Origin of the sequence: Microbispora hainanensis (genome assembly GCF_036186745.1) — a bacterium.
Lineage (GTDB): Bacteria > Actinomycetota > Actinomycetes > Streptosporangiales > Streptosporangiaceae > Microbispora.
Genome location: NZ_CP108086.1, coordinates 5,259,567 through 5,278,744 on the forward strand (window position 1 = coordinate 5,259,567; position 19,178 = coordinate 5,278,744).

14 protein-coding genes are annotated in these 19,178 nt (G+C 71.8%); 12 read left to right on the plus strand and 2 right to left on the minus strand.

Going from position 1 to position 19,178, the window contains the following annotated elements:
• The first annotated feature begins 2 nt into the window (after positions 1-2).
• The 7 genes from trpA (at position 3) to OHB01_RS24595 (ending at position 6,373) form a co-directional block, all read left to right on the plus strand.
• Positions 3-797 (plus strand): tryptophan synthase subunit alpha, encoded by a 795-nt coding sequence (trpA, locus tag OHB01_RS24565; RefSeq protein ID WP_142645078.1) that lies wholly within the window; start codon positions 3-5, stop codon positions 795-797.
• Positions 798-934: 137 nt separating this feature from the next.
• On the plus strand, positions 935-1,501 hold the full coding sequence (locus OHB01_RS24570; protein WP_142645079.1) for a DoxX family protein: 567 nt from the start codon (positions 935-937) through the stop codon (positions 1,499-1,501).
• Between the two features lie 51 nt (positions 1,502-1,552).
• On the plus strand, positions 1,553-2,299 hold the full coding sequence (locus OHB01_RS24575; RefSeq protein WP_328854025.1) for a DsbA family protein: 747 nt from the start codon (positions 1,553-1,555) through the stop codon (positions 2,297-2,299).
• A 407-nt stretch (positions 2,300-2,706) separates the two neighbouring features.
• Positions 2,707-3,474, plus strand: a complete 768-nt coding sequence (locus tag OHB01_RS24580) for a GPR1/FUN34/YaaH family transporter (RefSeq protein WP_328854026.1) — start codon at positions 2,707-2,709, stop codon at positions 3,472-3,474.
• Positions 3,475-3,678: 204 nt separating this feature from the next.
• On the plus strand, positions 3,679-4,737 hold the full coding sequence (lgt, locus tag OHB01_RS24585; RefSeq protein WP_328709683.1) for a prolipoprotein diacylglyceryl transferase: 1,059 nt from the start codon (positions 3,679-3,681) through the stop codon (positions 4,735-4,737).
• Positions 4,734-5,453 (plus strand): VIT1/CCC1 transporter family protein, encoded by a 720-nt coding sequence (locus tag OHB01_RS24590; RefSeq protein ID WP_142645083.1) that lies wholly within the window; start codon positions 4,734-4,736, stop codon positions 5,451-5,453. Before lgt ends, OHB01_RS24590 begins: the two co-directional genes overlap by 4 nt.
• Positions 5,450-6,373, plus strand: coding sequence for a hypothetical protein (locus tag OHB01_RS24595; protein ID WP_187280511.1), 924 nt, complete (start codon positions 5,450-5,452; stop codon positions 6,371-6,373). Before OHB01_RS24590 ends, OHB01_RS24595 begins: the two co-directional genes overlap by 4 nt.
• A 149-nt stretch (positions 6,374-6,522) precedes the next feature.
• Here OHB01_RS24595 and OHB01_RS24600 read toward each other — a convergent pair whose 3' ends face one another.
• On the minus strand, positions 6,523-8,082 hold the full coding sequence (locus OHB01_RS24600; protein ID WP_328709685.1) for a bis-aminopropyl spermidine synthase family protein: 1,560 nt from the start codon (positions 8,080-8,082) through the stop codon (positions 6,523-6,525).
• Between the two features lie 158 nt (positions 8,083-8,240).
• Between OHB01_RS24600 and gltB the strand changes: the two genes are divergently transcribed.
• The 4 genes from gltB (at position 8,241) to OHB01_RS24620 (ending at position 16,706) form a co-directional block, all read left to right on the plus strand.
• Complete coding sequence (gltB, locus tag OHB01_RS24605) at positions 8,241-12,767, plus strand: glutamate synthase large subunit (protein ID WP_147942166.1); 4,527 nt, start codon at positions 8,241-8,243, stop codon at positions 12,765-12,767.
• A gap of 68 nt (positions 12,768-12,835) precedes the next feature.
• A complete protein-coding gene (locus tag OHB01_RS24610; RefSeq protein ID WP_142645085.1) occupies positions 12,836-14,320 on the plus strand; it encodes a glutamate synthase subunit beta in 1,485 nt (494 codons plus the stop codon).
• 179 nt (positions 14,321-14,499) lie between these two features.
• The gene (locus OHB01_RS24615) at positions 14,500-16,182 is read left to right on the plus strand and encodes a S8 family peptidase (RefSeq protein WP_328854027.1); all 1,683 of its coding nucleotides are present in this window, start codon (positions 14,500-14,502) and stop codon (positions 16,180-16,182) included.
• 107 nt (positions 16,183-16,289) lie between these two features.
• Positions 16,290-16,706 carry a DUF2784 domain-containing protein gene (locus tag OHB01_RS24620; RefSeq protein WP_142645086.1) on the plus strand — a complete coding sequence of 139 codons (417 nt, stop codon included), beginning with the start codon at positions 16,290-16,292 and terminating at the stop codon, positions 16,704-16,706.
• Here OHB01_RS24620 and OHB01_RS24625 read toward each other — a convergent pair.
• Positions 16,627-17,391 (minus strand): hypothetical protein, encoded by a 765-nt coding sequence (locus OHB01_RS24625; RefSeq protein WP_147942165.1) that lies wholly within the window; start codon positions 17,389-17,391, stop codon positions 16,627-16,629. The genes OHB01_RS24620 and OHB01_RS24625 overlap by 80 nt on opposite strands.
• A 198-nt stretch (positions 17,392-17,589) precedes the next feature.
• On the opposite strand from OHB01_RS24625, the gene pyk reads away from it, so the two are divergent.
• Complete coding sequence (pyk, locus tag OHB01_RS24630; RefSeq protein WP_142645088.1) at positions 17,590-19,023, plus strand: pyruvate kinase; 1,434 nt, start codon at positions 17,590-17,592, stop codon at positions 19,021-19,023.
• Positions 19,024-19,178 lie beyond the last annotated feature (155 nt).

Sequence of the window (19,178 nt, forward strand, 5' to 3'; positions counted from 1 at the left end):
CGATGACGACACTCCACGCGGTGTTCGACAAGGCCCGTGCCGAGGACAGGGCCGCGCTCGTCGGCTACCTGCCGGCGGGCTTCCCGACCAAGGACGGCGCGGTCGCCGCGGCGACCGCGATGGTCGAGGCCGGCTGCGACGTGATCGAGATCGGCCTGCCGTACTCCGATCCGCTCATGGACGGCCCGACCATCCAGGACGCGGTCCACCGATCGCTGACCAACGGCACCCGCATCGCCGACGTGCTGCGCACCGTCGAGGGCGTGGCGAAGTCGGGGGCCGCGACGCTGGTCATGACCTACTGGAACCCGATCGACCGCTACGGCGCCGAGCGCTTCGCGCGCGACCTCGCCTCGGCGGGCGGCGTCGGGACCATCACGCCGGACCTGACGCCCGAGGAGTCCGAGCCCTGGCTCGCCGCGAGCAAGGACGCCGGCATCGACACGGTCTTCCTCGTCGCGCCCAGCTCGCCGGACGAGCGCATCGCCCGGGTCGCCGCCTGCTGCACGGGCTTCGTGTACGCGGCCTCGCTGATGGGCGTGACCGGTGCCAGGGAGTCCGTGAGCTCGGCGGCGGAGGGCCTGGTCAAGCGGACCAGGGCGAACACGTCGCTGCCCGTCTGCGTCGGTCTCGGCGTCGGCAACGGCGCCCAGGCCGCCGAGGTCGCGGCGTACGCCGACGGCGTCATCGTCGGGTCCGCCTTCATCCGGCGCCTGCTCGACGCGCCGGACGAGAAGTCCGGTCTTGCGGCGGTACGCGAGCTCGCGTCCGAACTCGCCAGGGGTGTCCGGCGCTGAGCCGCCCTGGGGTTTCCTTCCCGTACATGCGCCGTGAGCAGCCAAGATAAGGCGGCTTACCATGCTCTTATCCAGCACATGGTGAGGTTGGGTCCCGGTACTGTTCAGTCGGTGTTGCCTACCGGGCGAGGAGACTCATGGTTCAGTTGGCATCCGGCGCCTCGGTGTCCGAACGGTTACAGCCCGCGAAACCCGTGCTCTCCTGGGTCACGACCGCCGCACGGGTCGTGCTCGCCGGCGTACTGATCGTCGCCGGGGCGCTCAAGATCGGAGCGCCCGCGTTGTCGGTCCAGGCGGTGCGGGCCTATCAACTTCTGCCCGACTCCGTCGCGCAGGTCGTGGGATACGGCCTGCCCGTGCTGGAGATCATCACGGGCCTGCTGCTGCTCGTCGGCCTGTTCACGCGCGCGGTGGCGGTCGTCGGCGGGGTGCTGATGGTGGCGTTCGTCATCGGCATCGCGTCGGCCTGGGCCCGGGGGCTGCGCATCGACTGCGGCTGCTTCGGCGGGGACGGCACGCTCGCCGCCGGACAGGATCCGAACTACTTCTGGGAGCTGATGCGCGACCTCGGGCTGCTGCTCTGCGCGGCGTGGATCGTGGTCAGGCCGTCCGGCCGTCTGTCGCTGGACTCCGCGCTGGGCTTCACGGGGGAGCGGGAAACAGCGGACGCGGACGGTTCGGACGGCGAGGACGACGCCGCGTGACCGCGTACGACGGCGGCACGCGGCCGTGAAAACAGCCAGGGGGGAAGCTTCGTGAGCAAGCGGACGAGTGAGGCGGCCAGGGCCCGGATCGCGGCCCAGCGCGAGGCCCTGCGCAAGCAGGAGCAGCGCAAGCGCATCACGATGATCGTCACCATCGCGGTGATCGTCGTGATCGCCGCAGCCTTCACGGTGTGGTCGGTGCGGCAGGGAACCTCGGAGGAGGCGACCGGCAATGTCGCACCCGTCACCGTGGAGAAGGACGGCACGGTCGTGATGGCCAAGGCCGGCGTGACCAAGCCCGTGGTCGACGTGTTCGAGGACTTCCAGTGCCCGGCCTGCAAGCAGTTCGAGGAGACCAGCGGCTCGACGCTGAAGAACCTCGCCGCCGAGGGCAAGGCCAAGGTCGTGTATCACCCGATCACGATCTTCACGGAGGACCCGACCAAGAGCAACTCGCTGCGCGCGGCCTCCGCGGCCCGTTGCATCACCGACGGGCGGCAGTGGCTGGCGTTCCACGACCTGCTCTACAAGAACCAGCCGAGCGAGACCGTGAGCGGCTTCTCCGCCGACGAGCTGATCAAGTGGGGCAAGCAGGCCGGCGTCACCGCCCCCGACTTCGACACCTGCGTGCGGCAGCAGCGCAACGTGGCCGCGCACCAGCAGTTCTCGTCGCAGACCATGACCGCGCAGAAGCTGCAGGGAACGCCGACCCTCAAGATCGACGGCAAGGAACTCGACAGCAAGGTCGCCTTCGTGCCGAGCTCGCTGCGTGACGCGGTGGAGAACGCCGGCAAGTGACCTCCCGCCGGGACGGCCCCCACCCGGGCCGTCCCGGGCCGGTCCTCGCCGAGAACGCGGTCCGGCCGAGAGCAGGTCCTCGCTGAGAACGCGCCCCCCGCTGAGAACGCGCCCCCCGCTGAGAACGCGCCCCCCCGCTGAGAGCGCGGCCCCCGCCGAGAACGCGGCCCTCCCCAAGAATCGGGCAAGGGCCGCGTGGCGCTCCCGCGACAGGGGTATCGAGCGCGGTGTCACACGCTCCGCCACAGGCGGGGGAGGGGCCGGTCCGGCCGGTTTCCCGCCCGCGCCCGGCGAATCCGCGGCGGTGAGCCGAGCGAGGAGGCGCCGTGCCCGCCCACACCGGTGAAGAAGGCCCACAAGAGCGGTGTCTTCCACCGAGACCGCGGGGTGGCGCCCCGGCCGGGGCGATGAGCGGGCGCGACCTCCCGGGAGAGCGGTCCGGCGGACGGGACGACGGACAGGCCGGTCCCGTCCGTGTCGTCCTGCGGCCCATGGGCAGCCCGCTGCCGCTGGGGTTCCTCGGCCTCGCCATGGCCACGACCGCCTTCGCCGTCGTGGAGCTTCGACTGGTGTCCGCCGCGCAGGCGCATATCGCCGCCCTGGCCGTGCTGCTGTTCACCGCGCCGCTGCAGTTCCTCGTCTCGGTGCTCGCCTTCCTCGCCCGCGATCCGGTCGCCGGGGCCGCGATGGGCATCCTCTCCGGAACGTGGGCGGTGGTCGGCGCCGTCACGCTCACCTCCGCGCCCGGCACCTCCGCGCCCGGCACCTCCGCGCCCGGCACCTCCGCGCCCGGCACCTCCGCGCCCGGCACCGCCGACCCGGCGTTGGGCGTCGTTCTGCTCACGGCCGCGGCGGCCATGCTCGTCCCGGCCCTCGCGGGCCTGCCCAAGCTGCTGGCCGCCGTCGTGATGACGATATCGGCCACCAGGTTCGCGCTCACCGGTGTCTACGAGCTCACCGCGTCCCCGGAATGGCGGACCGCGGCGGGCGTCGCAGGTCTGGTGCTCGCGGCCGCCGCCTACTACGCCGCGCTGGCCTTCGAGCTGGAGGACACGCACGGGCGCGCGCTCCTTCCCGTGGCCCGCCTCGGCCGGGCCCGTACGGCGCTCCGGGGCGACCTGGGCGACCAGACCAAGGGCCTGGCACGCGAGGCGGGCGTCCGCGACCAGCTCTGATGCTCGACCACGCAGATGGTGCCGGCCGCCCGGCGCCTGGCCGGTGGCGGAGGCCCGCCGGGCGGTCGCGCGCCTGGCCGGTCTCCGCCGTACGCCCGCCGCCGGGGGCTGAACAAGGTGTGATGATCGGTCGGCGCAGGTCGCGGAACGGTTGCCCGCGACCTCGCTCCGGACCCGCCCTCTCTTGCGGTAACGTCACGTTACATGCCCCTCCTCGCCTCGATTCCCAGCCCGTCACAGGGGGTCTGGAATCTCGGACCGATCCCGATCCGTGCGTACGCGCTGTGCATCGTGCTCGGCGTCATCGTCGCCGTCTGGATCGGCGAACGCCGCTGGCGCGCCCGTGGCGGCGCCCCCGGAACGATCACCGACCTCGCGGTCTGGGCCGTGCCCTTCGGCCTCGTCGGCGGACGCCTCTATCACGTCATCACCGACTGGCAGATCTACTTCGGCTCGGACGCGCCCAAACGGCCGATCGACGCGCTGTTCATCTGGGAGGGCGGCCTCGGCATCTGGGGCGCGATCGCCCTCGGCGCGCTCGGCGTATGGATCGGCTGCCGCCGGCGCGGCATCTCCTTCACCGCCATCGCCGACACCCTCGCCCCCGGCGTCGCCGTGGCGCAGGCCATCGGCCGGTGGGGCAACTACTTCAACCAGGAGCTGTTCGGCGGCCCGACCGACCTGCCGTGGGCACTGGAGATCGAGCCGGGCCGCCCGGGCACCGTCCCCGGTGAGACCCTCTATCACCCGACGTTCCTGTACGAGTCGCTGTGGGACCTCGCGCTCGCCGGTGTGCTGATCCTCGCCGCCCGCAGGTTCAGCCTGCGGCACGGCCGGGTGTTCGCGATGTACGTCGCGGGCTACACGCTCGGCCGGTTCTGGATCGAGGGGCTGCGGGTGGACCCCGCCCACCACATCCTCGGCCTGCGGCTGAACCAGTGGACCTCGATCGTCATCTTCCTGTGCGCGCTGGCATACCTGTGGCTGGCCCGCAACCGTACGGGCGAGGAGCCGCTGGGCGTGCAGAGCGGCGACGCCGGCGACGACCCCGCCGATTCCGCCGATCCCGCCCACGGACGCGACCAGGCCGACGAGCCGGAGCTCGTCTCCGGCGAGGAGCGGGAGGACGCGGAGGCGCGAGACGGCGCCGGCGACGACCTGCCGCCGGACGGCGACACCGGCTCCGGCAAGCAGACGGCGACCGCGGGAGCGGGCGCCGCGAGCGACGGCCCGGCGGCGGAACCGGAGGCCGGCCAACGATGACGAAGGCCACGACGGGGGCGCGGGCCGAGATCCACCACGAGCATCGGGACGTCACCGGCGGTTGGTTACGCCCGGCGGTCTTCGGCGCGATGGACGGGCTGGTCTCCAACTTCGCGTTGATCGCGGGCGTCGCCGGCGGCACCGCGGAGACCAGGATCATCGCCCTCGCCGGCATCGCGGGCCTGGCCGCCGGAGCGTTCTCCATGGCGGGCGGAGAGTACGTGTCGGTCGCCAGCCAGCGCGAGCTCGCCCAGGCGGAGATCGACGTCGAGCGGCGGGAGCTGGAGCGGCACCCCGAGGCCGAGGAGGTCGAGCTCGCCCGGATGTACGAGGCGCGGGGCGTGGACCCGGAGACCGCCAGGGAGGTCGCCCGGCAGATCTCCCGCAACCCGGAGGAGGCCCTGGCGGTCCACACGCGGGCCGAGCTGGGCGTGGACCCCGACGACCTGCCCTCGCCCGTGGTGGCCGCCGTGTCGTCGTTCCTGTCGTTCAGCCTCGGGGCGCTGGTGCCGCTCCTGCCCTACCTGCTGGGCGTGCGGGGCTTGTGGATCTCGGCCGCGGTGTCGATGGCGGCGCTGTTCGCCGCGGGCGCCGTGGTATCCCGGGTGACGGCCCGCAGCTGGTGGTTCAGCGGCCTGCGCCAGCTCGTGGTGGGGGCCGTGGCGGCCTCGCTGACCTGGGGACTGGGCTCGCTGATTGGAACCGGCGGTCTATGACCAAGCGCAAGCGCCGGTCGCCGGCGCCGGCCGAGGGGCGGACCGGGGCCGCGCTCTCCGACCTCGGGCTGGACGACCGGCAGCAGCGTGTGGTCGTGTGGTCGGTCAGCGCCGTGGGAGTGCTGGCGATCGCCCTCGTGCTGACGCTGGTGGTCAACGCGATCGGCGGCGGGCAGTCGCAACCGGCCGAGGCGTCGGGCGACGTGTCGGGGGAGGGCCTGCCCGCGACCTTCCAGCCCTGGCCGACGGTGCAGGAACTGGCCCCGATCGCCGACAGGAAGGCCGACACCGCGCCGCTGACCGCTCAGGAGGTGTTCGGCGCGCGGACGCTCACCTCCGGGAAGGTCACGCTGCGCAGGCTCGCCAGCCGCCTCGACCAGTCGTGCGCGGGCGCCGTGTGGGGAGTCGATCTCGCCGACGCGCTGGCCGAGGCCGGATGCAGCCAGGCCGTACGCGGCCTGTACGGCACGGCCGACGGCGTGTACGTCGCGCAGTACACCCTGTTCAACCTGGCGGACGTCACGGCGGCGGACACGCTGGCGAAGTCGCTGGCGTCGCTCTACCGGGGCGCCTGGGTGCAGCCGCTGGAGTCGGCGCGGGCGAAGTTCGGCACCTACAGCGAGGGCAACGCCTACGTCCTGGGGCACTACCTCGGGGTGACCTGGATCGGCCGGACCGACGGCGCGGAACCGGGAGAGAAGGACGACTTCATCATGCTCGGGCTGGCCGTGCGCGAGGCCGAGAAGGCGATCTTCCGGCGCGTGGTGAAGGTGACGGGAGTGCCGTCGGACCCCGCGCAGCCGCCGGGCCCGGAAGACACCGCGCAGCCGTCCGAGGAGCCGCCCTCCGAACCCGGCTCCTCTCCCGCGGCGTCCCCGTCCGCGACGGCGACCTCGGCGCAGTCGTCCCTCGAACCCTAGAGCGCCGGTCATGTAGTCGTCAGACGGCCGGCCGATGTCGGGCCGGCCGCCAGACGAGGACGTGTGGGTTGTGGATCACGGCGGTTCGGCTGAGCTGGGGCCGTGCTCCGCTGGGGCCGGGCGCGGCGATCCGCGCCCTAATGGGACCGTCAGCCGGTCGTCACCTGTGCCGTCACCTGTGCCGCCAGCCCGCTGAGGCGGTGGAGGGGGAGTTCGAGCGGGGCGGCGTCGAGGGCCCACGGCGCGGCCTCCTCGACGGCGGCCCTGGCCTGCCGCTTGGTGAGCCCGGCCGTCTCGGTCAACGCCTCGCGCCAGGCGTTGCCGGTCTTCCCGTGCGCGCTGTCCATGATCCTGCGCACCACCCGGTCCTGCCCGCCGTCCGGGGGCGGGAGCCGTACGGCGTCGAGGACGTGGCCCTCGGCGGCCAGGCGATAGACGGGGGAGAGCAGGCGGGCGAGCGCGGGCAGGTCGGCGACCACGTCCGCCACAGGACCCGCGGTGAGCACGCGCACGTGCCGGGCGCGCGTCGCGAGCATCAGGCGGGGCAGCGCCGCCTCGAGCCCGGCCGGCACGGCGATCGCCACCCGCTCGGGGCTGGCGGCGTACGGCTTGGCCAGCAGGGTGGCGAGCCGGGTGCGCGGCACCTTCGGCAGCAGGCCGCGCGGCCAGTCGCCGGCCAGCAGGTCCGGTCCGAACGCCGCCACGGCCGCCTCGTCCGGCGGCGCCGCCGGGGCGGACTCGACGGCCTGCGGGCCCTGCGTGTAGATGGCGGTGGCGAGGCGGTCGAGCCGGGAGGCGATCGCCGGCCACGTCTTCGTGGTGGGCCGCAGCACGTACAGGTCCGCCGCGCTGCCGATGGCCTCCGCCCCGTGATACCGATTGAAGTGCGGAAATATCGCCTCGTGCAGCAGGTTGAGGTCGAACAGGGCCTTCTGCACCTTCAGCGCGAGCATCGGGGTGCGCTCGGAGGCGCCGTACGCCACGAGGATCCGCCCCTGGTCGCGGTCGCGCAGGCCCTCGGCGGCCCGGGCGGCGAACAGCCCGATCCCCTCGGGCGTGTACGGCGGGTCGGTGATCGCGAGGTCGGCCCAGCCGCGCAGCGACGGCGGCAGGCCGAGGCGCAGGTCGGCCCAGCGGGTGCGCACCCCGAGGTCCTGGGCGTCGATGTACTCCAGGATGCGGTCGTCGATGTCGGCCACGGCGACCTCGGCCTCCGGATGGACCATCCGTACGGCCAGCGAGGTCAGGTCGTGGTCGCCGACGCACAGCAGGCGGGCGCCGGGGAGCCAGAACCGCCGTCCCAGCAGGAGGGCGCGGCGCAGCACGGTCTCGGCGGTCGCGGAGACGTGGTCGAGCGCGTGCCGTCCCCGGGGCGCCTTGGCGATCAGGGTCTCCAGGCGGCCGAGCGTCTCGGCGTGCTCCGCGACCATTCCGGCGACCGGATTCCCGAGACCGGAAATATCCGTATCCGTCCAGACGTTGTAGCGGTTGGCCTGATCCCTGGGAATACGGACACGGTCGCCGCTGTGCTCAAGGGGGAGCACTCGAAGCAGCGACTCGATCGTCCGCCGCGACGTCGCGGTATCCCGGACCAGGTCTGCCAGGGTCCACCAGCGGCCGTCGGACAGGAGCGACAGCGCTCCGCGCAGGCGCAGGCCGTCCACTCCGGCCTCCGCCAGCAGTTCGTCGATCGCCTCATGACCACCCATGCGCAAACCATATCCACGGCGCTGGCCTGTGAAGGTTCGCGAAGCGGACCTGGGGGGCACTATTCCGGCAGCGTGTTGTAATCTCTAAGCACCACAACCGCAGCAGGGCCAGCGTCGTCCCTCTGTTCCACGCAGACGTTGACGACGGGAGTGACTACATGCCTGCTGCCCGCCTTGGCCTTTCCGGAGGTCTCCCCGAGCCCCAGGGACTCTACGACCCCGGTTTCGAACATGACGCCTGTGGCGTAGCCATGGTGGCCGATGTCGCGGGCCGCCGCAGCTACGACATCGTCGCCAAGGCACTGACCGCGCTCCGCAACCTCGATCACCGGGGTGCGAGCGGCAGCGAGCCGGACACCGGCGACGGCGCGGGCATCCTCACCCAGATCCCCGACGCGTTCTTCCGCGGCGTCGTGGACTTCGAGCTTCCCGCGGAGGGCGCGTACGCCGCGGGCACCGCGTTCCTGCCGCTGGACGAGCAGGCCAGGCAGACCGCGATCGGCCTCATCGAGCAGATCGCCGCCGAGGAGGGCGTCACCGTCCTCGGCTGGCGCGACCTGCCGGTGGACCGCGACCTGCCCGGCGCCACCGCCCGTGCGGTCATGCCGCACTTCGCGCAGCTGTTCGTGACCTCGCCCGGCGGCGAGACCGGCGTCGACCTCGACCGGATCGTGTTCGCCTTCCGCAAGCGGGCCGAGCACGAGGCGGACGTCTACTTCGCCTCGCTGTCCTCGCGGACCATCGTCTACAAGGGCATGCTGACCTCGCTGCAGGTCGAGCCGTTCTTCGCCGACCTGTCCGACGAGCGCTACGTCAGCGCCATCGCGCTGGTGCACTCGCGCTTCTCGACCAACACCTTCCCCTCCTGGCCGCTGGCGCACCCCTACCGCTACATCGCGCACAACGGCGAGATCAACACCGTGCGCGGCAACCGCAACTGGATGCGGGCCCGCGAGGCCATGCTCGCCACCGGCCTGATCCCGGGCGACCTGCGGCGGCTGTTCCCGATCTGCGACCCCGACGGCTCCGACACCGCCTCGTTCGACGAGACGCTGGAGCTGCTGCACCTCGGCGGCCGGTCGCTGCCGCACGCCGTGCTGATGATGATCCCGGAGGCGTGGGAGAACCACACCGAGATGGACCCGGCCCGCCGGGCCTTCTACGAGTTCCACTCCACCCTCATGGAGGCGTGGGACGGCCCCGCGTCGATCACCTTCTCCGACGGCACCCTGGTCGGCGCGGTCCTCGACCGCAACGGCCTGCGTCCCGGCCGGTTCTGGGTCACCGACGACGGCCTGGTCGTGCTCGCCTCCGAGGCGGGCGTGCTGTCCGACATCCCGCAGGAGAAGGTCGTCCGCAAGGGCCGCCTGCAGCCGGGCCGCATGTTCCTGGTCGACACCGCGCGCGGCCGGATCATCGAGGACGACGAGATCAAGGCCGAGCTCGCCGCCGCCGAGCCGTACGGCGAGTGGCTGCACGCGGGCCTGGTCCGCTTCGAGGAGCTGCCCGAGCGCGAGCACGAGCACCCGACCCACGAGGCGCTGGTCAAGCGGCAGCAGACCTTCGGCTACACGCAGGAGGAGCTGCGGGTCATCCTCGGGCCGATGGCCAAGAACGGCGCCGAGCCGATCGGCTCGATGGGCACCGACACCCCGGTGGCGGTGCTGAGCGAGAAGCCGAGGCTGCTGTTCGACTACTTCAGCCAACTGTTCGCGCAGGTCACCAACCCGCCGCTGGACGCCATCCGCGAGGAGCTCGTCACCTCGCTGCAGTCGACGATCGGCCCCGAGGGCAACCTGCTCGACCCCGGCCCGGCCTCGTGCCGCCGGCTCGTGCTGCCCTACCCGGTGATCGACAACGACGAGCTCGCCAAGATCATCCACATCAACGACGAGGGCGCGCTGCCCGGCTTCCAGCCGTACGTCGTGTCCGGCCTGTTCGACGCGGCCGGCGGCGGCGAGGCGCTGGTGCGGCGGCTGGAGGAGATCCGCCAGGAGGTCTCCCGGGCCATCGAGGACGGCGCGCGGATCATCGTGCTGTCCGACCGCGGGTCGTCCCGCGAGAAGGCGCCGATCCCGTCGCTGCTGCTCACCGGCGCGGTGCACCACCACCTCATCCGGGAGAAGTCCCGCACCCGGGTCGGGCTCGTGATCGAGACCGGCGAGGCCCGCGAGTGCCACCACATGGCGCTGCTCATCGGCTACGGCGCGAGCGCGATCAACCCCTACCTCGCGATCGAGACGGTCGAGGACATGATCGCCACCGGTCAGCTCGACCTCGACCCGCGCAAGGCCGTGCGCAACCTGATCAAGGCGTACGGCAAGGGCGTGCTGAAGGTCATGTCCAAGATGGGCGTGTCCACGGTCGCCTCCTACACCGGCGCGCAGATCTTCGAGGCCCTCGGCCTCGGCACCGAGGTCATCGACCAGTGCTTCACCGGCACCACCTCCCGCCTCGGCGGCGTCGGCTTCGACGTGCTCGCCACGGAGGCGCTGGAGCGGCACGCGCGGGCCTACCCGCGCGCGGAGAACCCGCACCGGCGGCTGGAGGTCGGCGGCGAATACCAGTGGCGCCGCGAGGGCGAGCCGCACCTGTTCAACCCGACCACCGTCTTCAAGCTGCAGCACTCCACCCGCACCCGGCGTTACGAGATCTTCAAGGAGTACACGTCCCTCGTGGACGGGCAGTCCGAGAAGCTCATGACGCTGCGCGGCCTGTTCAAGCTGCGTCCCGCCGGCGCGCCCGTGCCGATCGAGGAGGTCGAGCCGGTCGAGTCGATCGTCAAGCGGTTCTCCACCGGCGCCATGTCGTACGGCTCCATCTCCATGGAGGCGCACGAGACGCTGGCCATCGCGATGAACCGGCTCGGCGCCAAGTCGAACACCGGTGAGGGCGGCGAGGACCCCGAGCGGCTGTACGACCCCGAGCGGCGCAGCGCGATCAAGCAGGTGGCCTCCGGCCGCTTCGGTGTGACCAGCGAATACCTGGTCAACGCCGACGACCTGCAGATCAAGATGGCGCAGGGCGCCAAGCCCGGCGAGGGCGGCCAGCTGCCAGGCCACAAGGTGTATCCGTGGATCGCCAGGACCCGGCACTCCACGCCCGGCGTCGGCCTCATCTCGCCGCCGCCGCACCACGACATCTACTCGATCGAGGACCTGGCCCAGCTCATCCACGACCTGAAGAACTCCAACCCGCGCGCCCGCGTCCACGTGAAGCTGGTGGCCGAGGTCGGGGTCGGGACCGTGGCGGCGGGCGTCAGCAAGGCACACGCCGACGTCGTGCTGATCTCCGGCCACGACGGCGGCACCGGCGCCTCACCGCTGACCTCGATCAAGCACGCCGGCGCCCCCTGGGAGCTCGGCCTCGCCGAGACCCAGCAGACGCTGCTGCTCAACGGGCTGCGCGACCGCATCGTCGTCCAGGCCGACGGCCAGCTCAAGACCGGCCGCGACGTGATCATCGCGGCGCTGCTCGGCGCCGAGGAGTACGGCTTCGCCACCGCTCCGCTGGTCGTCTCCGGCTGCGTCATGATGCGGGTCTGCCACCTCGACACCTGTCCGGTGGGCGTGGCCACCCAGAATCCCGAGCTGCGCAAGCGGTTCACCGGCAAGCCCGAGTTCGTGGTGAACTTCTTCGAGTTCATCGCCCAGGAGGTGCGCGAGTACCTCGCCGAGCTCGGCTACCGCTCGCTCGACGAGGTGATCGGGCGGGCCGACCTGCTCGACACCACCCAGGCGGTCGAGCACTGGAAGGCCTCCGGCCTCGACCTGTCGCCGATCCTGCACCAGCCGGAGCTGCCCGAGGGCACCCCGCGCCGCAAGGTCGTCGAGCAGGACCACGGGCTCGACAAGGCGCTGGACAACACGCTGATCCAGCTTGCCGAGGGCGCGCTGAACCTCGGCGAGCCGGTGACGCTGGAGCTGCCCATCCGCAACGTCAACCGTACGGTCGGCACGATGCTCGGCCACGAGGTGACCAAGCGGTACGGCGGGGCCGGCCTGCCGGACAACACGATCGACGTGTCGTTCACCGGCTCGGCGGGCAACTCGTTCGGCGCGTTCGTGCCGCGCGGCATCACGCTGCGGCTGACCGGCGACGCCAACGACTACCTCGGCAAGGGCCTGTCGGGCGGCCGCATCGTCGTCCGCCCGCACCCCGACGCGCCGTTCGAGGCCGAGACGCAGGTCATCTCCGGCAACGTCGGCCTCTACGGCGCGACGTCCGGCGAGGTCTTCGTCCGCGGCATCGTGGGCGAGCGGTTCTGCGTGCGCAACTCCGGCGCGACCGCCGTCGTGGAGGGTGTGGGCGACCACGGCTGCGAGTACATGACCGGCGGCCGGGCCGTCGTCCTCGGCCCGACCGGCCGCAACTTCGCCGCCGGCATGTCGGGCGGCGTCGCCTACGTGCTCGACCTGCGGTCCGAGCGGGTCAACCGCGAGATGGTCGAGCTGGAGGCGCTGGACGACGACGACGCCGAATTCCTGCGCGAGATCGTCGAGAAGCACTTCGCGGAGACCGGGTCCACGGTGGCCAAGGCCCTGCTCGCCGAGTGGGACATCGCGCTCGGCCGCTTCTCCAAGGTCATGCCGTCGGACTACAAGCGGGTCCTGCAGGCGCGGGCCGCCGCCGAGGCCGAGGGCCGCGACATCGACGAGGCGGTCATGACCGCCGCCCACGGGTGACGCCGATGCGAATCACCGCGTCCGTTTCCGCGACCGTTTCCGCACAGGGATAGAGGGGGGTTACACCGTTGGCTGACCCGAAGGGGTTCCTGACACACGGGCGTGAGCTGCCGGCGCGCCGCCCGGTCGACGTTCGCATCCGCGACTGGCGCGAGGTCTACGAGGACTTCCCCCGGCCCGCGCTCACCAAGCAGGCCGCGCGCTGCATGGACTGCGGCATCCCGTTCTGCCACAACGGCTGCCCGCTGGGGAACCTCATCCCCGAGTGGAACGACCTCGTCTACCGCGACGACTGGCGTGAGGCGATCGAGCGGCTGCACGCGACCAACAACTTCCCGGAGTTCACCGGCCGCCTGTGCCCCGCGCCGTGCGAGTCGGCGTGCGTCCTCGGCATCAACTCCGACCCGGTCGCGATCAAGCGGGTCGAGGTCGAGATCATCGACCGCGCCTTCGCCGAGGGCTGGGTCACGCCGCAGCCGCCCGCGGCCAGGACGGGCAGGAAGGTCGCGGTCGTCGGCTCTGGCCCGGCCGGTCTCGCCGCCGCGCAGCAGCTCACCCGCGCCGGGCACGACGTGGTCGTGTTCGAGCGGGCCGACCGGATCGGCGGGCTGCTCCGCTACGGCATCCCCGAGTTCAAGATGGAGAAGCGGCACGTCGACCGCCGCATCGCCCAGATGGAGGCCGAGGGCACCGAGTTCCGCACCGGCGTCGACGTCGGCGTGGACGTCACGGCGGCGCAGCTCCGCGAGGAGTTCGACGCGGTCGTGCTGGCGGGCGGCGCCACGGCGTGGCGCGACCTGCCGGTGCCCGGCCGCGAGCTCAAGGGCGTCTACCAGGCGATGGAGTATCTCCCGCCGGCCAACAAGGCGCAGCACGGCGACTTCCCCGAGTCGCCGATCTCCGCGAAGGGCAAGCACGTCGTCGTGATCGGCGGCGGCGACACCGGCGCCGACTGCATCGGCACGGCGATCCGCCAGGGGGCTTTGTCGGTCACCCAGCTGGAGATCATGCCGAAGCCGCCGGCGACGCGTCCGGGCAGCCAGCCGTGGCCGACCTACCCGATGCTGTTCAAGATGGAGAGCGCGCACGAGGAGCTGGAGGCCGGGGCGGGCGACCGCGTCTACGCGGTGTCCACCACCGAGTTCGTCGGCGACGACGAGGGCAACGTGCGGGCGCTGCGCCTGGTCGAGGTCGAGGGCCCGGCGGCGGGCTTCAAGCCGATCCCCGGCACCGAGCGGGAGATCCCGGCCGAGCTGGTGACGCTCGCCATGGGCTTCCTCGGCCCCGAGAAGGGCCCGCTGCTGAACGACCTCGCGGCGCTGTCCGGCGACCCGGAGTCGTTCTTCGACGCCCGGGGCAACGTGGCCAGGAACGCGTCGTACGCGACATCGGTCGAGGGCGTGTTCGCGGCCGGCGACATGGGCCGCGGCCAGTCGCTGATCGTCTGGGCGATCGCCGAGGGCCGTTCGGCCGCGGCGGCGGTGGACAGCTATCTGAGCGGGCGGACCGTGCTGCCCGTTCCCATCCCTCCGACGGCGCGCCCCCTCGTCTGAGACGTGATCCACCGGCCGTGGTCCCAGGGGACCGGACCACGGCCGGTGTGGGCATTTAGGGGATAAAACGGGCATATCCCAATTCGGTGGCCGGGTTGCGAGCGCGTACGGCTGCCGGGAGGATGCTGAGCCCGTATCGAGGGGCCCCGGCACCGGGTGCCCGCAATCGAGGAGGATCGTTGCACGCACGGGGGCGGCTCGCCGGGGCCATCATGTCCATCACGCTGCTCGGCGGGCTGGGGGCCGCGGGACTGCCGGGGGCGGCGACCGCGTCCGAACCCGCGCAGAACTACCTGGTCTTCTACAAGGACGGCGGCAGCGACGCCGCGCAGCGGGCGGTCGAGGCAGCCGGAGCGACCATCCAGGCGCGGGACGACAAGCTCGGTTACTTCGTCGTGCGCACGACCGATCCCGAGCGGATCGGCGCCGATCCCTCCGTGGTCGGCGTCACGCTCGACCGTCCCATCGGCAGGACCGCCGACGTGCCCGTCGCGCCGCGCGCGAAGCACGCCGGGCCGGCCCCGAAGCACGTCCGGGCGGCCCCGAAGCATGCGGCCCCGAAGCAAGCGGCCCCGAAGCAAGCGGCACAGGGGGGCGACCCGCTCTCGGACCGCCAGTGGGACATGAAGATGATCGGCGCCACCCCCACCGGGTCGTACGCCAAGGCCCGGGGCAGCCACAAGGTGCTGGTGGGCGTCATCGACACCGGCATCGACGGCAATCACCCCGACATCGCGCCCAACTTCAACCGGGCGCTCAGCCGCAACTTCGTGATCGACCAGCCCTTCGACGAGAACGGCAAGCCGCTCGACGGGCCCTGCGAGCACGCGGGCTGCAAGGACCCGGCCGACGTCGACGACGACGGCCACGGCACCCATGTCGCGAGCACGATCGGTTCGCCGATCAACGGCATCGGCGTCGCCGGGGTCGCCCCCGACGTGTCGCTGGTCAACCTCCGCGCCGGCACCGACTCGGGCTTCTTCTTCCTCAAGCCCACCATGGACGCCCTGGAGTACGCCGCCGACGTCGGCGTCGACGTGGTAAACATGAGCTTCTACGTCGACCCCTGGACGTTCAACTGCGCGAGCAACCCGAGCGACACGACCAGGGAGAGCCTTGAGCAGCGGGGGATCCTGGAGGGCATGCGCCGCGCGGTCAGGTACGCCTACACGCGCGGCGTCACGCTCGTCAGCGCGATCGGCAACGAGAGCCTCGACCTCGGCAAGGTGAAGACCGACACCTCCAGCCCCGACTTCCCCAAGGGCTCGGAGAAGAAGCGGATCATCGACAACACCTGCCTCAACGTCCCGGCCGAGCTCGACGGCGTCATCTCGGTGTCCTCCGTCGGCCCCAGCGGGCGCAAGGCGCCGTACTCCGACTACGGCGTCGAGCAGACCGACATCTCCGCGCCCGGCGGCGACCTGTTCGACGGCGGCACCGATCTCAAGGGCGTGAGCCGGGAGATCCTGGCCGCCGCCCCCGAGCACGTGCTGCGCGCCAGGGGCCTGCTGTTCGCCGACGGCAAGCCGAAGACGTCGTCGGTGGTCCGCGACTGCCAGGGCGGCAAGTGCGCCTACTACCAGTACCTGGAGGGCACCTCCATGGCCGCGCCGCACGTCACCGGGGTGGCAGCGCTGATCATCGGCCGGTTCGGCAAGCCGGGCAGGGGCGGGCTGCAGATGGACCCCGCGCAGGTGGAGCGCCTGCTGTACGCGACGGCGACCCCGAAGGGCTGCCCGACGCCCCGCACCTACCGCTACAGCACGGGCGAGAGCCAGGTCTGCGAGGGGCCCACGGCGAAGAACGGCTTCTTCGGGCACGGTCTGGTCAATGCCGCCCGAGCCGCCACCGTCACGTCCTGAGCGGCCTCCTGGGCCGTTTCCAGGGCCGCCTGAGTACGCGTCTGAGTAGCCCGCCGGATGTCCGGCGGGCTACGGGGGCCTACCCTCCTCCGCGAGGAGGGCAGAGCATGATCTACGGGCTGGTCTGGCAGGCCACGATGGTGGTGCACTTCGTCGTCATCGCCTACATCGCCCTGGGCGGCTTCCTCGCCTGGTGGCGGCCCCGGCTGATCTGGCCGCACCTCGCGCTGGCCGCCTGGGGCCTGGTGCAGCTCACCGGGCTCGTGGAGTGCCCGCTGACCGCGCTGGAGAACTGGGCGCGGGCCAGGGCGGGGGAGGGCGGGCTGCTGCCGGGCGGCTTCATCGACACCTACATCGAGGGCGTCGTCTATCCGGAGGCGTACGTGTGGCACGTGCGGCTGGCGGTGATCGCCGTCGTGCTCGCCTCCTGGGCGGGGCTCGCGATCAGGATCCGCCGACGCCGCACACGTCCTGCGCGTACGACAGGAACGTCTGCTGCACCGGAGCCGGAGGCGTCGCGATGAGGTAGCGCTTCTCGCCGCCGCCCACGGTGCCGTAGACCGGGAACAGGTAGGCCTTCTTGGCCTCGGCGAAGGCGTGCCAGTCGCAGCGCATGGGGGTGATCTCCACCGGGATCTCCAGCCGGGTGGCGTCCGCCGCGAGCACCGCCACCGGCCGGCTCTTGCCGGAGCGGGGCAGCATCGTGTAATGCGTGGTGGCGCCGAGCTCGTCGATGGTGACCGGCTCGGAGCCGCCCTTCCTGGTGACGACGAGGTTCCCGTGGAGGATCCGGCCCGCGCGGGTCCAGGTGTCCCCGAAGGTCACGTCCACCGACTGGCGCAGGATGTAGGCCCCGCACTCGGCCTTCACCAGCCCGTCCAGCGTGGGATCGGGGTGGTGGACCGGGAACTCCACCTTGTGCAGGGCGCCGTCGCCGACCTGGATGTGCGCCACCACCGTGGCCGGGCGCACCGGCGGGATCTTCTCCGGGTCGCAGCGCGCCTCGCCGTACGGGATCCGCAGGTCCGTACGCGGCGTCTTGCCGAGGGTGGTGTCCACGGGGGCCGGCGGGAGCGTCGCGAACGAGTCCGTGACGAGCTGGACGTCCTGGAAGCGCACCCGCGTGGTGGTGTCGTTGCGCACGGACACCTCGAGCTCATGGGATGTCTCGTCGCTGCGCCACTGGTTGAGCGACACCGAAACACCCATCGGCGGCGCTGCCGATTCGGTAGCCTGTCCTGCGCACGCGGCCAGGGTGAACAGCGCCGTTATTGCCCCCCAAGTCCGGGTACGTCCCATGGCTGCCAAGGCTAGGGCACGCGGGTGATCGCGTGAAGTGTCTGAACATTTGGCGACAGCTGTGTGCGCCCGTCTCTGCAAGTGGTCTGTACCAATTAGGGTAGTGCTGTGAGTCGTCGAGCAAAGATCGTCTGTACCCTCGGGCCCGCCACCTCCTCACCGGAGCGCCTACGCGAGCTCATCAAGGCGGGGATGAACGTCGCCCGCTTCAACCTCTCGCACGGCAGCCACGAGTTGCACAAGGAGGTGTTCGACCGGGTCAGAGCCGCCGCCGACGAGCTGGGCTGCGCCGTGGGCGTCCTCGCCGACCTCCAGGGTCCCAAGATCCGCGTCGGACGTTTCGCCTCCGGTCCCGTACGGCTCGGCTTCGGCGACGTCTTCACGATCACGACCGAGGACGTCCCCGGAGACCGGGACATCGTCTCCACGACCTACGCGGGCCTGCCGGGCGACGTCAAGCCCGGCGACACGATCCTCGTGGACGACGGACGGCTGAACCTCGAGGTGACCGCGGTCGAGGGGCCGCGCGTCGTCACCCGCGTGGTCATCGGCGGCATGATCTCCGACAACAAGGGCCTCAACCTCCCCGGCGTCGCCGTCAGCGCCCCGGCGCTCACGGAGAAGGACGAGGAGGACCTGCGCTGGGCCCTGCGCACCGGCTTCGACATGATCGCCCTGTCGTTCGTCCGGTCGCCGGACGACGCCGCGCTGGTCCACGGGATCATGGAGGAGGAGGGCGTCAGGCTCCCGCTCCTCGCCAAGATCGAGAAGCCGCAGGCCGTCGACCGCCTCGAAGAGATCGTGGACGCCTTCGACGGCGTGATGGTCGCCCGCGGCGACCTCGGCGTCGAGCTGCCGCTTGAGCAGGTGCCGATCGTCCAGCGCCGCATCATCGAGCTGTGCCGCGAGAAGGCCCACCCGGTCATCGTGGCCACCCAGATGCTCGACTCGATGATGAGCGCCCCCCGGCCGACCCGCGCCGAGGCGTCCGACGTCGCGTACGCCGTGATGGACGGCGCGGACGCGGTCATGCTGTCCGGCGAGACCTCGGTGGGCAACTACCCGATCGAGTCGGTCTCCACGATGGCCCGCATCGCGGTAGCCGCCGAGAGCACCACGCTGCAGGCCACCCACACGCTGGACCGCCTGCCCGAGACGACAGGCGGGGCCATCGCCCGCGCCGCCGCCGAGGTCGGCGCGATCGTCGGGGCCAAGGCCCTGGTGGCGTTCACGATGTCCGGCGAGACCGCCCGGCGGCTGGCCCGCTATCGCTCGCCGATCCCGCTGCTGGCGTTCACCTCCAACCCGCAGGTGCGCGGCCAGCTCGCGCTGACGTGGGGCGTGGAGACGTTCGAGGTGCCGTTCGTGCACCACACCGACGACATGGTCCGCCAGGTCGAGGCCTCGCTGCTGTCGCTCGGCGTCTGTGAGAAGGGCGACAAGGTCGTCGTCGTGGCGGGGTCGCCGCCCGGCAACCACGGCTCCACCAACGCCCTGCGCGTCCACACCATCGGTTCGGCGGTCGCCCACCCGTCGAGCTGACCTCCCGGCGCACGCCCGGGTGCCCGGGCCGCATGACCTGGGGCACCCGGCGGCGGGGGAAAACCCCTTGAAGGCGCGGCGTCCTTCGACGGAGCATGGCAGGATCGAGTCGACCTTTCCTGTCAGATGCCGTCGTGCCGGATGCCGGAGGAGCG